The 15,271-nt window shown below is 40.3% G+C and carries 13 protein-coding genes and 1 tRNA gene; 3 read left to right on the plus strand and 11 right to left on the minus strand.

From position 1 onward, the window contains the following. The 11 genes from D8804_RS10445 to cshA all read right to left on the minus strand — a co-directional run. The coding region (locus D8804_RS10445) for a helix-turn-helix domain-containing protein (RefSeq protein WP_142999709.1) at positions 1 to 179 on the minus strand (179 nt) is incomplete at its 3' end. A gap of 289 nt (positions 180 to 468) precedes the next feature. Next, positions 469 to 1,350, minus strand: a complete 882-nt coding sequence (locus D8804_RS03710; protein ID WP_001019005.1) for a class II fructose-bisphosphate aldolase — start codon at positions 1,348 to 1,350, stop codon at positions 469 to 471. Positions 1,351 to 1,489: 139 nt separating this feature from the next. Next, on the minus strand, positions 1,490 to 2,818 hold the full coding sequence (gene vncS, locus D8804_RS03715) for a sensor histidine kinase VncS (protein ID WP_125398873.1): 1,329 nt from the start codon (positions 2,816 to 2,818) through the stop codon (positions 1,490 to 1,492). After that, positions 2,815 to 3,471 (minus strand): response regulator transcription factor VncR, encoded by a 657-nt coding sequence (gene vncR, locus D8804_RS03720; RefSeq protein WP_125398874.1) that lies wholly within the window; start codon positions 3,469 to 3,471, stop codon positions 2,815 to 2,817. Before vncR ends, vncS begins: the two co-directional genes overlap by 4 nt. A gap of 141 nt (positions 3,472 to 3,612) precedes the next feature. Then, positions 3,613 to 4,992 carry an ABC transporter permease subunit Vex3 gene (gene vex3, locus D8804_RS03725; RefSeq protein WP_084946341.1) on the minus strand — a complete coding sequence of 460 codons (1,380 nt, stop codon included), beginning with the start codon at positions 4,990 to 4,992 and terminating at the stop codon, positions 3,613 to 3,615. A gap of 50 nt (positions 4,993 to 5,042) precedes the next feature. After that, a complete protein-coding gene (vex2, locus tag D8804_RS03730; protein ID WP_000173740.1) occupies positions 5,043 to 5,690 on the minus strand; it encodes an ABC transporter ATP-binding subunit Vex2 in 648 nt (215 codons plus the stop codon). Between the two features lie 127 nt (positions 5,691 to 5,817). Further along, positions 5,818 to 7,095: an ABC transporter permease gene (locus D8804_RS03735; protein ID WP_125398875.1), complete on the minus strand. Its 1,278-nt coding sequence runs from the start codon at positions 7,093 to 7,095 to the stop codon at positions 5,818 to 5,820. Positions 7,096 to 7,364: 269 nt separating this feature from the next. Beyond that, positions 7,365 to 7,450, minus strand: a tRNA-Leu gene (locus D8804_RS03740). Between the two features lie 80 nt (positions 7,451 to 7,530). Next, positions 7,531 to 8,106 (minus strand): cysteine hydrolase family protein, encoded by a 576-nt coding sequence (locus D8804_RS03745; protein WP_125398876.1) that lies wholly within the window; start codon positions 8,104 to 8,106, stop codon positions 7,531 to 7,533. After that, positions 8,106 to 8,894, minus strand: coding sequence for a GTP-sensing pleiotropic transcriptional regulator CodY (gene codY, locus D8804_RS03750; protein WP_004243007.1), 789 nt, complete (start codon positions 8,892 to 8,894; stop codon positions 8,106 to 8,108). The genes D8804_RS03745 and codY overlap by 1 nt, the downstream gene beginning before the upstream one ends. A gap of 277 nt (positions 8,895 to 9,171) precedes the next feature. Next, positions 9,172 to 10,749, minus strand: coding sequence for a degradosome RNA helicase CshA (gene cshA / locus D8804_RS03755; protein WP_125398877.1), 1,578 nt, complete (start codon positions 10,747 to 10,749; stop codon positions 9,172 to 9,174). 314 nt (positions 10,750 to 11,063) lie between these two features. Here cshA and D8804_RS03760 point away from each other — a divergent pair, with 314 nt between their 5' ends. The 3 genes from D8804_RS03760 to D8804_RS03770 all read left to right on the plus strand — a co-directional run bounded on the left by D8804_RS03760 (position 11,064) and on the right by D8804_RS03770 (position 15,092). Then, the gene (locus D8804_RS03760; RefSeq protein WP_125398878.1) at positions 11,064 to 12,380 is read left to right on the plus strand and encodes an FAD-containing oxidoreductase; all 1,317 of its coding nucleotides are present in this window, start codon (positions 11,064 to 11,066) and stop codon (positions 12,378 to 12,380) included. Between the two features lie 302 nt (positions 12,381 to 12,682). Next, positions 12,683 to 13,750: a hypothetical protein gene (locus tag D8804_RS03765; RefSeq protein WP_260472326.1), complete on the plus strand. Its 1,068-nt coding sequence runs from the start codon at positions 12,683 to 12,685 to the stop codon at positions 13,748 to 13,750. Between the two features lie 586 nt (positions 13,751 to 14,336). Then, the gene (locus D8804_RS03770) at positions 14,337 to 15,092 is read left to right on the plus strand and encodes a hypothetical protein (RefSeq protein ID WP_125398880.1); all 756 of its coding nucleotides are present in this window, start codon (positions 14,337 to 14,339) and stop codon (positions 15,090 to 15,092) included. Positions 15,093 to 15,271 lie beyond the last annotated feature (179 nt).

Below are 15,271 nucleotides of genomic sequence, written 5' to 3' on the forward strand. Positions count from 1 at the left end.
ATTGTAACTCCATATCTATTCGAGATTCTATGTAAATTTTCTGACGAAGGAACATTTTCACCACTTTCCCAATTTGCAACAGCACTCTTACTATTTAAATCTAGAGCATAAGCTAAATCTTCTTGAGTTTCACCCATGCTTAATCTTAAACTTTTAATATTGTTTGCCAATTTATTCATTTTATATCACCTACATACTATACTGGAATAAAACAAAGTTTTCAAAATAATGAATTATAGAATATTCTATACAATGTAATTAAAATCAATGATACCAGAATATTTTTATATTCTAACTAAATAAAAACTTGAATTCAATTAATAATACTCATACTATTATTTTATCATAAATTAAAAAATTTCTTAGAATCACATTAAATTCTACCTCCTAAACTTGAAAAATAATTTATTTTCTCCACACCAAAAAACCCACCCAATGGGCAGGTTTTATCTGTATTATTCAGCTAGATTAAGCTTTACCTTCTGAACCGAATACGTCGATACGTTCTTCAACTGATGCTTGGATAGCTTTTACACCATCAGCCAAGAATTTACGTGGGTCGAAGAGTTTCTTCTTGTCGTATTCAGCTTCGTTTGCTTCGTAGTCGCGAGCAAATTTACGAGTTGCGTTAGCGAATGCGATTTGGCATTCAGTGTTAACGTTAACTTTGGCAACACCAAGTTTGATAGCTGCTTGGATTTGGTCATCAGGGATACCTGAACCACCGTGCAATACGATTGGGAATCCTGGTACAGCTTCAGTCAATTTTTGCAAGTGGTCAAGGTGAAGACCTTTCCAGTTTGCAGGGTATGGACCGTGGATGTTACCGATACCAGCTGCCAAGAAGTCGATACCAGTTGCAACCATTGCTTTAGCATCTTCGATTGGAGCCAATTCACCATCACCGATGATTCCGTCTTCTTCACCACCGATAGTTCCAACTTCAGCTTCTACTGATACACCATTTGCGTGAGCAAATTCTACAACTTTACGAGCTTTTTCAAGGTTTTCTTCAACTGGAAGGTGTGAACCGTCAAACATAACTGAAGTATAACCAACTTGAATACACTCAAGTGCATCTTCGTAGTGACCGTGGTCAAGGTGGATAGCTACTGGTACAGTGATACCCATTGACTCAACAAGGTTAGCGATCAAGTTGCGAGCAACTTTGTAACCACCCATGTATTTAGCAGCACCCATTGAAGTTTGGATCAAAACTGGAGCTTTTTTAGCTTCTGCTGCGCGCAAGATAGCTTGAGTCCACTCAAGGTTGTTTGTGTTAAATCCACCAACTGCATAACCGTTGTCACGAGCTGCTTGGACAAATTTTTCTGCTGAAACGATTGCCATTTGTCAGGCCTCCTATATATTTTTTGGGACATCCCATTTACATTGTTCATTTTATCACTTTTTGACAAAAAAAGCTAGTTTTTCCCATACTTTAGATTGAATTTCTTACAATTAAAGCAATGTAAACCTTTTCTTTCCCCTAGTCTTGCACGACTTTAGGATAACGCATGAAGAAGGTCAAACGCTCATCTTGCATCTCAAAATGATAAGGTAATTTCTCATGTTCTAATAGACTCTTGACCACAAAGAGTCCCATTCCTGAACCCTTAGCCTTGCGACTAGCATTGCCAGAAAAAGACTGGGCCAATTTTTCTTGTTCTTCAGGACTACAGCTATTCTCGATAAAGAGTTCCCCTTCTCTCTCCCCGATGCGGACCAAGCCGCCTAGAGTGGAGTGCTTGATGGCATTGCTGATGAGATTCGATAGGATTAGTTTCATGACAGATGGATTTATGTAAGCCTGCTGATGGGTCAGGCTAATGTCTATCTGAACTTTTCTTTCCTTGGCTAGTAAAGTATAATCCTTAACCAGAGTTTGCGTCATTTGGAGTAGGTCAATTTCTTCCTTCTCCTCTCGCAATTCCTGAACAGAAGAAAGAGAAAGTATCTGAAGAACGTGGTGACTGAGGTCGTCCACAATCCCCAAGGCAACTCCCAGATAGTGGTCTCTATCTTTATAACGACCGATATTTTCTTTCATATTTTCGATTAGGATTTTGAGACTAGCCAGAGGTGTTTTTAATTCATGAGAAGCTCCTCGTAGGAACTCAACCTTCATCTTCTCCAGCTGGAGAATGGCTTCATTCTTCTCATGCAAGTCCGCAATAACTGTCAAAAGGTGCTGGTAGAGGCTATTGATCTGTTCCTTAAGATCACCTATCTCATCCTTAGAATCCACACGCAATCGCACTTCAGCATCTAGTTCCATCATTCGACGGGTCACCCGCTTGATTTCCAAAATCGGGGCAACAATGGTCCGAGCATAGATATAGGCCACCAAGAGGGAAATTAGAAAAGATGCCAGTAAGGTATAGGGAAGAAATTGGAGACTAATCTGCTCTGCTTCCTTTTGCAAATCCATGGAAGCTAGAAATTGCAGAGTCATGGTGCTACCATCTTGCGTTTTCACCTCACGCTCCTCGATAAAGAGAGAGGTGGTCTGGCGGTCTGTGTCTAGAGGAAGGTTGTCCTTGACTTCTAACTTGTCCTCTGTCATCTCTCCCTTGACGGCCCCCTTGATATCACTAGTCTGGGAATACAAGTCTAATACTTGCTCGATACTCTGCCTATCCTTTCCTTCTAGGGACTGGGAAATGGCTGTCGCTTTCTGACCAATGCTTTCCTGACGATGACTCAGATAAGTCGAGGGAAAGAGAAAATAAATAGCTAAATGAAGACAAATAACCAGAACACTAAAAATCGAGAAGGTATAGATAAATATCTTTGTAAATAAACCTGTTCGTTTCATTTTCGCTCCAATTTATAGCCAACATTGCGCACAGTGAGGATACAATCCAAGTCTAACTTTTTCCGCAGTTCCTTGATATAAACATCAATAACACGGTCAAAGGGGACCTCATCTGTCGCCTTCCAGACAGCATCGATAATCTGAGAACGAGTCAAGGCCCGTCCTTCATTTTTCACCAGATAGTCCAGAATTTCCAACTCTTTGGCATTGATAGCCACTTCTTGACCTGCTAGGCTTGCACTGTAGCTCTCAAAGTCCACCTTGGTATCCTTATAGGAGAAGATTCGTCCCGTATCGTAGTAGCGCTTGAAAATCGCGTCTACCCTCACTTTTAAGAGAGACAGGGAGAAGGGTTTTTCCAGATATCCGTCTGCCAGAGAAGCAAAAGCACTCATCTTGTATTCCTCATCCTGAAAGGCGGTCAACATCAGGACAGGGACCTGACTGGTTTTACGAATCTCAGCTAGGACTTCGAGGCCATTGAGCTTGGGCATCTGGATATCCAGCAGTACTAGAGCAACTTCATAGCTGGAAAATTTTTCCAGAGCTTCCTGACCATCTGCTGCTTCAATGGTTTCATAACCACAATCCATCAAATAGTCACTGATCCCCTCACGAATCATCTCCTCATCTTCTACAATTAAAATTTTCATAGAAAAACGTTTCACATTCCTTTAAATTTCTTGTAAATTATATCAGTTTCATCCTGAAAGGAAGAGTCCTTATCAAGACAAAACAGATAAAAATGCTACCTATATTATACCCCATTTAGGGGAGAATAGGTAGCAAGTTTTTTATTCGCTATCGAGCAAGAGCTCTTTTGGTTGTTTTCTGAGGAGATTGCTTGAAGCAAGTGCCATAACAAGAACGACTAGAACTAAAGCAAGAACAAAGACGATGATAAAGTCTGATGTCTGAATGGAAATGTCTAGACTCGACAAGGTCTTGCTAAAGCCATCTACTTCTGCACCACCACCAAGATTAGATGCTTGAGCAGCCTTGCTGGCTTGCTTGGCAACACCTGAAGTAACATTGGCAAGGACGGTGTTTCCGATTGCACGAGCTGTATAGTTGGCTAGGAAGTAAGCAGAAACGAGAGCAGGGATGGCAATCAGGATAGATTCGGTGATGAATTGACCCAAGATACTTGCCTGCTTGAGACCGATAGAGAGGAGAATTCCCACTTCCTTGCGACGGGCGTTGATCCAAAGGCTGAGTAAGAGGGCAAGGAGAAGGACTGAGAAACTCAAGCTACCCCAGAAGAGGAGATTAGCCATCTTGTACATACCAGAGATGGATTGCTCAAGAGCTGGGTAGTTAGAGGAGCTCTTCACAAGTGTGTAGCTCTTCCAGTTGATACCGCTGATGCCATTCAACTCTTTCATGACATCATCCAAGTTCTTGTCTGCTGTTACAAAGAAGGTTGCGTCCCCATAAATGGCTGTGTCTTCTGTGTATCCATAAAGTTTTGCAGCAGTGTGAATGTCTGTGATAGCTGTGTTTTCATAGAGTTCTTGTGAATAGGTTACTGCCGACTTATTGTGACCATCAAAGAGTCCCTTGATTGTCACTTCAACTGTTTCCTTGGCTCCTTTTTCATTGTCTGCATCGTAGATATTGGAGTCTAGTTTGACCTTATCTCCGACTTTCCAGCCATGTTTGGCTGCCAAGTCCTTGTGCATGAGGATCTTGTCTTTGTCGTCGTTGGTTAGGTGCTCACCTTCAACCAGCTTATATGAGCCAGAGACAAATTTATCTTCTTTAGAGGAGTCATTGACACCTGTAAGCATCAAGCTGCTTCCAAACCGTTTAGCACGGTCAGCAGTGAGATTTTTCTTGGTTTCTGGCGTTTCAATCAAGTCGTATCCAGTCAAATCTCCGATAGCGTTGATGCGTTTAACATAAGACTCGATGGCCTTGTTTTCGGTAATTTTTTTGATATCCTCACCCTTGATATTCCCAGCACCTCGAGGCGTTCCTTGATTGACGCGACGATTGATTTGCATGGAGAAGCTGTTGGTGATATTTTTAAAGGTCTCCTGAGAAGCCTTGGCAGTAGCTCCCTTGATCGACAAGCCGACCAAACTCAAGCTCGCCATGAGGAGAATAATCAGGAAGATAACAATCGATTTGAAAAACTTCCTTGTAACATAGGCAAATGCGTTGTGTAACATAGGTTCCCTTTCTAGATTTGATTTTATAATTCTATCAAAACAAGCTCATATTATTTAGTAGTATTGCGAGTTTCAGTCAGTTTCTTGTCCTTCAACTCAAGTGTAATATCTGACGCTTGCGCCACTTCTTTACTATGCGTAACGACGATTACACATTTACCTGTTTTCTCGGCAAGTGATTTGAGCAGTTCGATAATATCTCCAGCAGTTTTAGGGTCCAGATTTCCTGTTGGCTCATCAGCTAGAATAACTGGAGCTTCTGACACCAAACTGCGAGCGATGGCAACACGTTGCTGTTGCCCACCTGATAACTGGAGAACATTCCGCTTGATCTGACTTTCATCCAAACCAAGCTCAAGAAGGGTATCCTTAGTCGCCTTTTTGTTGACCAAGCGGATATTTTCCAGTGGAGAAAGATAATCAATCAAATTATAATTTTGAAAGACCAGAGAAATATGGTGCATGCGATGGTAAGAATATCCCTTATTCCGAATGTCCTCTCCTTGGAAAAGGATAGAACCTTCAACAGGACTATCTAGACCAGCCAGTAGGGACAAGAGAGTGGATTTTCCTGCTCCTGACTCACCAATGATACTATAAAATTTTCCGGGTTCAAAATTATACTTGATCTGATATAAAACTGCTTCAGCAGTGTTCTTATAACGGTAGGTAACATCTTGCAATTGTAATAAAGTCATGATTTCTCCTTCTTATACTCAATGAAAATCAAAGAGCAAACTAGGAAGCTAGCTGCAGGTTGCTCAAAGCACAGCTTTGAGGTTGCAGATAAAGCTGACGCGGTTTGAATTTGATTTTCGAAGAGTATTAACTAATAGATGATAAAATTTCCTTAGGTGATTTTCTAAATAAGAATACGAAACAAAGAGCTACAGACAAACAACTAATCAGTAGCAGAAAGACATAGGATTCTGCAAAGGATAGGAGACTGGTTGATAGACTGCTTGCTTTAGCTAGCGTATCTTGTAAGGTTGCCTGATCTCCACTGGCTAGTACAGTTTGGAGTAGATAGGATGTAATGGCCTTTCCAGCAATAAAGGATGGAAGCAAAGCTCCAAGAGATACCAAAACTACCTCTAAACAGAATTGTAGGAAGATCGAACTCTTGTCTTTTCCAAGTGCGAGTAAAATTCCCACTTCGTAGACTCTTTCTCTCAACCAGAGAGACAAGACCAAAATTAAGGCTCCAGCTCCAGCTATCATAATCCCATAAAGGAAGATGGTTAGGAAGGTTTGGAAGGTTGCAACTGAGTCTTTGATTTGTTCAAAGGCCTTGTTTTCCTTCTCAACTTGGTAACCTTGATTTTCCAAGGCCAAGTTTTCCACCTGCTTCATGAGTCCGTCCATTTCCTTGGGATTTTCTACATAGAAGCGCGCTGCACTGACTTGAGGTTCACTATTTCCCAAAAGGCTTTGGCTACTTTCATAGTCTGTAAAGACTTGGTTTTCACTGAAGTCAGAAGACAAGCCTGTGAATTTTTCTTGTTTTTTACCAGAAAAGATGCCGACAATCTCAAACTCTACTGTTTGCCCTTTTCCAGATTCTGACTGTCCAGCATCCAAGCCAATCTTGTCATGAAGCGAAAGATTGTTCTTCTTAGCCAACTCTTCGTGGATCAGTATTTTCTTTGAATCTCCTTTTTGAAGGTGTCGGCCTTCTTTTAGATTGAAAGCCGAACTGGTAAAGGTGACATCCTTGGATGAATCCTCAAGAGCCGTTAAGCTGACCAAGTTCTTGTCCGCAGCTGACAAATCATCACGTTCTACGCTCTGCTCACCACTCACCGCTTCCTTGTCTTTTAGTTTTGCGACCGTCTCGAGTTCAGGAGAGACATTTTCCAGTCCCTTAATCTTGCTAACTGATGCTAGGTCCGATAACTTGAAGGTCTGTCCATTTTCTATCTTCTTAATAGAAAAAGAGGTATTGAGTGATTTGTAAAGATTGTTTTCTACTGTTTTGTTGGACTTCATCAGCGTCAAACAGGCTGAAATTCCTGCTAAAAGGACAAATAAAATCAGAAATAAAATAAAACTTCTCAGTCGTTTTCTGCTGACATAAGCCCAAGCTCTTTGGATTGGATTCATTTGTCACCTCCATATTTGTAAGACTATTATAAAATCCAAATATGAAATGTTTATGAAATCGAAAATATTTTTTGATTTATTTTTTGAAAAAATGAAGAAAGCTAGCAACTGCTAACTTTCTTCATATTAGAACACGTTTTACCAATCAAAAAAACAACTCCATTCCATAAATGATAGTTCTTGATGCCAAGTTCTTCCGATAGTCGAACTGTACCTCTAGCCTTCTTTGGAAAAACAAAAAGAGCTAGCCACAGCTAACTCTTACCCTATGCGGAGAGAGGGACTTGAACCCTCACGACCTAAAGCGGTCACAGGATCCTTAGTCCTGCGCGTCTGCCAATTCCGCCATCCCCGCGTCGATTACTTTACTAGTATATCAACTTTCAAAATCTTTGTCAACACTTTTTTCAGATTTTTTTCATTTTTCCAAGGGAATCATTCTTTAATTTCAGCCAAATTTTCATCCAACAATTTGGCTCCCAGAGTGTTCTTAAAATGTCCAAGAGCAAACTGATGATTTTCTGGCCAGATAGAGGCAACCGCAGGCTTGACAACCTCGATTTGATAACCTAAATTATAGGCATCAATAGCCGTATGGAGGACACAAATATCTGTCAAAACACCAGTTAAGATGACTGTATCAACTCGACGTTCTCGCAAACGAATATCGAGGTCCGTTCCTGAAAAGGCTGAATAGTGACGCTTGTCCATCCAAAAGACACGACTATCAGAAGCATGGGCTTGGTAAAAATCCGCTAGTTTTCCATACAAGTTGCGACCATTAGTTCCAATGATGTTGTGAGGTGGGAAAAGTTTACTCTCAGGGTGAAAATCATCCCCTTCCTCATGAGCATCAATGGTGAAGAAAACATAGTCTCCACGATCAAAAGCCAGTCTGGTCACCTGATTGATTGCCTCTGATATGGCTTGAGCAGGAGCACCTGCTGTCAATTTCCCCTGATCTGCTACAAAATCCTCTGTATAGTCAATCGAGATTAAAGCCTTTGCCATTAGTAGTCCCTCTTTTTCACTTCCTCAAAGATATCTGAAATCAATACCTTGAGATAGGTTCCCTTCATTCCTAGTGAACGGCTTTCAATAATTCCTGCCGACTCTAGCTTACGGAGAGCATTGACGATCACTGAGCGCGTGATGCCGATACGGTCTGCAATGACAGATGCAGTCAATTGTCCTTCATTTCCATTTAGCTCAGATAAAATAGCTGAAACAGCACGAAGTTCTGAGTAGGAGAGGGTATTGACTGCCATGGTTACAGCAGTACGGCGACGGATATTTTTCTCGTCTTCTTCACGTTGGAAGTTCAAGAGTTGAATCCCTACCACTGTGCTCGCAATCTCAACAAGAATCAAATCCTCATCTTCAAATTTCTTATCATTGCGCCAAATAATCAAGGAACCTAGGCGAATCCCTGATACATGAATGGGAGCAATGGTTGTCAAACCATCTGGAAAATCCGCACGGCTCTCTACAGGAAAAATGGTCAAATCATGTTCAATAGGAAGATTGGCTTCCGTATCGTAGATCATGTTTGCCCCTTGTACATAGTCATCTGGGAACGTCTTGGTTTGGAAAAACTGCTCTACGCGATCGGTATTAGTTTTATAGCGCATAAAATAGCCCAAAAGTCGTCCCTTGCTATTGACAATACAGGCATTGCAATCAATAATGTCTGCTAGTTGACGTGTAATGGCATTGTACGGAAGTTCATCCTGCATTTGCTCTTCTGAGCGTTTTAAAATTGATGTAATTTTTCTTGTTTTTTCTAATAAATGTGCCATTTTTTACCTCACATATAATCGCTTCCATTATAACATAGAAAAGTCTTTATTTCAATAATTATCTGAAAATTGCTTATTGAATTGCAATTTTTAAAAGCAAAAATATTTTATAAAAATAGCAATTTTTTATTGACATTCTGTTTTGATTTTTATATAATAATATTATAAGAAGATGGATTAAAGTTCCCCTTCCCATCTCACCTTTACTTTTATACATCTTCTTTTACCCTTGGTCTCCTTATATATAAAAGCGATTCACACTGTGAATCGCTTTTTCCTATTTGTCTCCCTTGTTACGAATAACAAAGCCTGTTTTCTTTTCGCTTGAAGTGTTGCGAGGTTTTTTATTGTCTTTATTACGGTAACGTCTGTCTTTATCAAAACGATCGTTCCCACGACTGCCTTTCTTGAACTCATCACGACGACCATTGCCACGGCGATCACGGTCTCGACGGTCGTCCCCACGACGGCCTCCACGACCTCCCTTAGTTTTGCCACCGAAGCCATTACCTGATGGTTTAAATGGTAGTGGTTTTTCACGTGCAATCTCCACTTCTGGAAGGCTGTCTGGATCTTGGACAGTGAGACTCAAGATATACATAGCCAATTCTTCTGGACTAAATTCGGCAGCCAACTTACGAGCATCCTTGGCAAATTTCTCAAAGTTTCCACGAATGGTTTCATCTGCGAAATCACGTTCGATTTTCTTGAGAGCTACTTGTTTCTTAGCTTGGAAGGCTTCTTCTGCTGTCGCTGGTTTCAAACCTTTCATGCGTTTATTAGTCAGGTTTTCGATAATTTGAAGGTAACCCATTTCATTTGGTGCTACGAAAGTAATAGATTGACCTGACTTACCAGCACGACCTGTACGACCGATACGGTGAACATAGCTTTCAGGATCTTGAGGAATGTCGTAGTTATATACATGGGTCACACCTGAGATATCCAAACCACGTGCTGCCACGTCCGTCGCAACCAGAACATCAAGATTGCCATTTTTAAAATCACGAAGGACACGAAGGCGTTTATTTTGATCTAGGTCACCATGAATTCCTTCAGCACGGAAGCCACGGATTTTAAGCCCACGAGTCAATTCATCCACGCGACGTTTGGTGCGACCAAATACGATAGCAAGTTCTGGTTGTTCCACATCCATCAGACGGGTCATGGTGTCGAATTTTTCTTGTTCCTTGACACGGATATAGTACTGGTCCACCAGCTCTGTTGTCAATTCTTTGGCAGCAATCTTGACATGCTCAGGTTCTTTCATGAACTGAACACCGATACGCTTGATAGCTTCTGGCATAGTTGCTGAAAAGAGCAAGGTTTGGCGGCTCACTGGCACTCGAGAGATAATGGCTTCGATGTCTTCAAGGAAGCCCATGTTCAGCATCTCGTCCGCTTCGTCAAGGATGAGCGTTTCAATATCTTGTAATTTCAAGGCCTTGCGTTTAATCAAGTCCAAGAGACGACCTGGTGTTCCTACCACGATGTGGGCACCAGATTTAAGAGCCTTGATTTGTTTTTCAATGCTTGAACCACCGTAAACTGAGCGAACTTTCACTCCCTTGCTACGCCCAAATCGGAAGAGTTCTTCTTGGCTTTGAACAGCGAGTTCACGAGTTGGAGCGATGACCAAGGCTTGGATGGTCGCTTCTTCTGTACGGATTTTTTCAAGGGTTGGCAAGCCAAAGGCTGCAGTTTTCCCTGTACCAGTCTGGGCTTGACCGATAACGTCTTTTCCCTCAAGAGCCAATGGAATGGTCTGTTCTTGGATGGGACTTGCTTCTACAAATCCAGCTTTTTCAATCTCTGCTAGCAATTCAGCAGACAAGTTAAATTCATTAAATTTCACGTTTTTCTTCTTTCTAAAGGTGGTGCGAAGCCACCCTATAGCGCGTAGTATATACTTTTCTTTTCATGACGTATCTTCTTCAAAACGAGATACCGTGTTGCTTCTTTTCCACGAAAGAAAAGTACTAGTTTCTTTGCAACCTGTCTAGTATAACACAAGAGCGGGGCAAAAGATAGTAAAATCCTTAAGGAAAATCATGTAAACGATTTTCCACAAATATAAATACGTCTTTATATGGTTCGTTTCTCCCGTAGCAGAATTGTGCAAAAGTTTTTTTCTTGTGCTAGAATGAAACCAAATAGGAGGATATAAAAATGTTAACTTATGATTTAATCGTTATTGGATTCGGTAAAGCTGGGAAAACACTAGCTGGTAAATTGGCTTCAGCTGGCAAAAAAGTAGCTCTTGTCGAACGTAGCAAAGCTATGTACGGTGGAACTTGTATCAACATCGGCTGTATCCCAACTAAAACCTTGCTAGTCGCTGCTGAGAAGGACCTGTCTTTTGAAGAAGTCATTGCTACCAAAAATACTATCACTAGTCGCCTCAATGGTAAAAACTATGCTACTGTTGCTGGTACAGGTGTAGATATCTTTGATGCGGAAGCTCATTTCCTTTCAAACAAAGTCATCGAAATCCAGGCTGGTGATGAAAAACAAGAACTGACTGCTGAAACTATCGTTATCAACACTGGTGCTGTTTCAAACGTCTTGCCAATCCCTGGACTTGCTACAAGCAAAAACGTCTTTGACTCAACAGGTATCCAAAACTTGGACAAATTGCCTGAAAAACTTGGAGTCCTTGGTGGTGGAAACATCGGTCTTGAATTTGCAGGTCTTTACAACAAACTTGGAAGCAAGGTAACCGTTCTAGATGCCTTGGATACTTTCCTACCTCGTGCAGAACCTTCCATCGCAGCTCTTGCTAAACAATACATGGAAGAAGACGGCATTGAATTGCTTCAAAACATCCGTACTACTGAAATCAAAAACGACGGTGACCAAGTCCTTGTCGTAACTGAAAAGGAAACTTACCGTTTCGATGCTCTTCTATACGCAACTGGACGTAAGCCAAACGTAGAACCACTTCAACTTGAAAACACAGACATTGAACTAACGGAACGTGGTGCTATCAAGGTAGACAAACACTGTCAAACAAATGTTCCTGGTGTCTTTGCAGTTGGAGATGTCAACGGTGGACCTCAATTTACCTACATCTCACTTGATGACTTCCGTGTTGTCTACAGCTACCTTGCTGGAGATGGTAGCTACACACTTGAAGACCGTCTCAATGTACCAAACACTATGTTCATCACACCTGCACTTTCACAAGTTGGTTTGACGGAAAGCCAAGCAGCTGATTTGAAACTTCCATACGCTGTGAAGGAAATCCCTGTTGCTGCGATGCCTCGTGGTCATGTAAATGGAGACCTTCGCGGAGCTTTCAAAGCTGTTGTCAACACTGAAACAAAAGAAATTCTCGGTGCAACTATCTTCTCAGAAGGTTCACAAGAAATCATCAACATCATCACCGTTGCAATGGACAACAAGATTCCTTATACTTACTTCACAAAACAAATCTTCACTCACCCAACCTTGGCTGAGAACTTGAATGACTTGTTTGCGATTTAAGATTTCAAATATTCTACACAAGACAAGCATCCATTTTGGTGCTTGTCTTTTTCTATTCAGTCCATAGTTTCCTTGCAAGATTATTTGTGCTTTTAGCTGTAAAAGTTTATACTATAGGTATAGGATGTTGTCTTCATTTTTTGTTCAAAAAGGAGGCTAGTCACATGGGGAAGCAAGTTAAACTGTCAAAACACTCTCCTTTTTCCTTTCTATCCAAAGAAAAAAGTACGACTGTGAAAACACTGGTTTTCTGTGTCAGTATAGTCTTCATTTTTCTCCTGCTTTGCTGGATACTTTTTCACTTGATTTCACCTCAAAAACAGCAATTCACAGTCAATCAGACTGCTGATTTTTACCTTGTCAATTCGAAATCCATTCAAAGTTATCAGTTGCAAAACGATCAGTTTCAACTCATAAAGACTGAGGACGTCTCCATTGCAGAAGATGTCAATTTCTGGTTTCCTCAGGGACGGTTTGACAATCGCTATCTCGTCTTTTCATCTGGAAATACCAGAGGGAAGGCATCCACTCAGAACATCGTATCCCTTGACTTTCAGACAGGGGACATCCGGAAAACTTCAACTCCTTTCTATGCTTATTCAGGAGCTGGAGTATCAGACAAGTTCTTCTACACAGGCCAAACTACAACTGAGGATGGGGTGCTCAGTATGTTTGACATCTCTGGAAAGCTGATTACTCAAAAAACATTCTCCGAATCCACCTCCTTTCCGATCCAGTTTCACGGAAGAGGGAATCGCCTCTACCTCGGTCTGGGATTTCATGATGAGTCCCGTCAACGACCCGCTTTAGTGTTTGATGCTTATTTAGTTGAATTGGACGAAAATGATCAACTAAAAGAATTGTCTCGCACACCTCTGACAAGCGAAGGAAAGATCGTTGAAATGTTGACTTCTTCTGAATTAATCGGTGACAATTATTACAGTAGCGTTGCTTATACTCGAAATACAGAAACCTTTTCTAAGGATCCAGACAATCGCATACTTGTCATGAACTTGTCTAGTAAGGAAAAGCACTTCATCACGCTACCTGAGGACAATCCCAATCTTCTTTATAAAACACCGAAAGAAGATCGTTTGATTGTAAAACATGAGGCGGATGGAAATGATCGCTGTGCCTTATCTATTGTCAATCTCTCTGATGAATCTAGCTATCTAATCAATGTTAGAAAAGATTTGCCTGACTCTACCGAAGAGATAATACACATCGATACAAGTTTGACAAACAAGGTATTGGTCGTAACCAATCAACATTTGTTATTGTATTCCTTAGAAAATGGCCAACTTCTAACCAAAACAAAACTGGAACTGAAGCAAAATGACTTCCCAATCGCAACTTGGTTTCAGAACTAATCACTCACAGCCCTCATCGGGCTGTTTTTGTTTCTGCGAAATCTCAAATCTGTCTTTTCCTTCTTTTATGATATAATATCCCAACTTTATTTAGCAGTCCTAATTATATATTGAGTCTCAGGTCACTCTTTCAAATATCAGCAATACATATGACTTTAAATAACTTGCTTCAACTCATCGTTTTATGAGTAATTTAAAAAGATATTTTGCAATGATTGTTTCGTGCCTAATTAGGTAAATTAGGCACTCTTCGCGCGGTCATATGTGTATTTTCATCGTTTGTGGAAAGGTTTTACCGTTTGCAAATTGATGGCTAAGTCGATATATTTTTTCTTCTCAAATATTTTCCAAATCATTTAATCTTTTTGAAGATAAGAACCGCTTTCTAATTAATCAAAGAATACTTCAAGTTTCTTCATTCTTGATAATATGAACAAAGATCCGCAAAATGTTTAAACTTTATCATTGTAAAAAATATCGAAAGAAATCCCATATTACATTAGTATATATTTGGTATGGGATGAAATTGACTTTCGAAAATATTAACTATATAATGTCTGTAAACAAGAAATAATGAGGTAACGATATGAATAAAACAGAATTACTATTACAAAGACTAAATGATATTGGTCAGTCTCTAAAAGATTCTAGACAAGCACTAGCTTTGCTGGCACTTGGTTCTTGCGGATCAGAAAGAGAACGATTGGATCAGTACTCCGATTTGGATTTCTTTGTTATTGTAAAAGATGGCTACAAGCAGGCCTATATCCAGGACCTAACCTGGTTAAGTAAGCTAGAACCAATTGCATTTCACTACCAAAATACAGTGGACGGACATAAAGTTCTATTTGAAGATGATGTTTTTTGTGAATTTGCTATCTTTGAAGCTCACGAACTAGTAAACATTCCTTTCGCTGAAGGCAAAATTATCTGGAAGGAGGTCGGTTTTGATGGAACAATCTGCCAGCCACAAAGATTGCCATCAAAAGAAAATAGAGACCGTGAATGGCTGTTGGGAGAAATTTTATGCAACCTATATATAGGACTAGGTCGCTATCAACGAGGCGAAAAATTGGCTGCTTATGATTTCATCCAAAACAGATCTGTCAAGCTTTGGACCGAACTAATCAATTTGGAAAAAACTTCTAAATCTAATTTTGTAGATATTTTTAACAGCAGCAGACGATTTGAAAAAGGTTATCCAAACGAAGCCAAACAATTACCCTACTTTTTGCAAGGTTACGAACGCATTTCTGAATCTGCTCAGGCACTCCTAGAATATCTTGATAAACACTATCCTCTTAACGCATTTATAAAAGAAAAAATTCGTAATTTATTATAAAAGAGACTTTCCAAAAAATGATCTAAATCCCAAAAGTTAGGTATCTTTGTCAGCTATAATGAATTAATGAAATTTTAAAACCTATAGAAGATAATTGATGTCCTCTCCTTTCTTATGTTCAGAGTGAGAAAGATTTATTTCTTAAAGGTGCCAAAGTTATCAAATTCAAAGATATCGTA

It is taken from the genome of Streptococcus oralis (genome assembly GCF_003944215.1).
In the GTDB taxonomy this organism is placed as follows: Bacteria; Bacillota; Bacilli; order Lactobacillales; family Streptococcaceae; genus Streptococcus; species Streptococcus oralis_BI.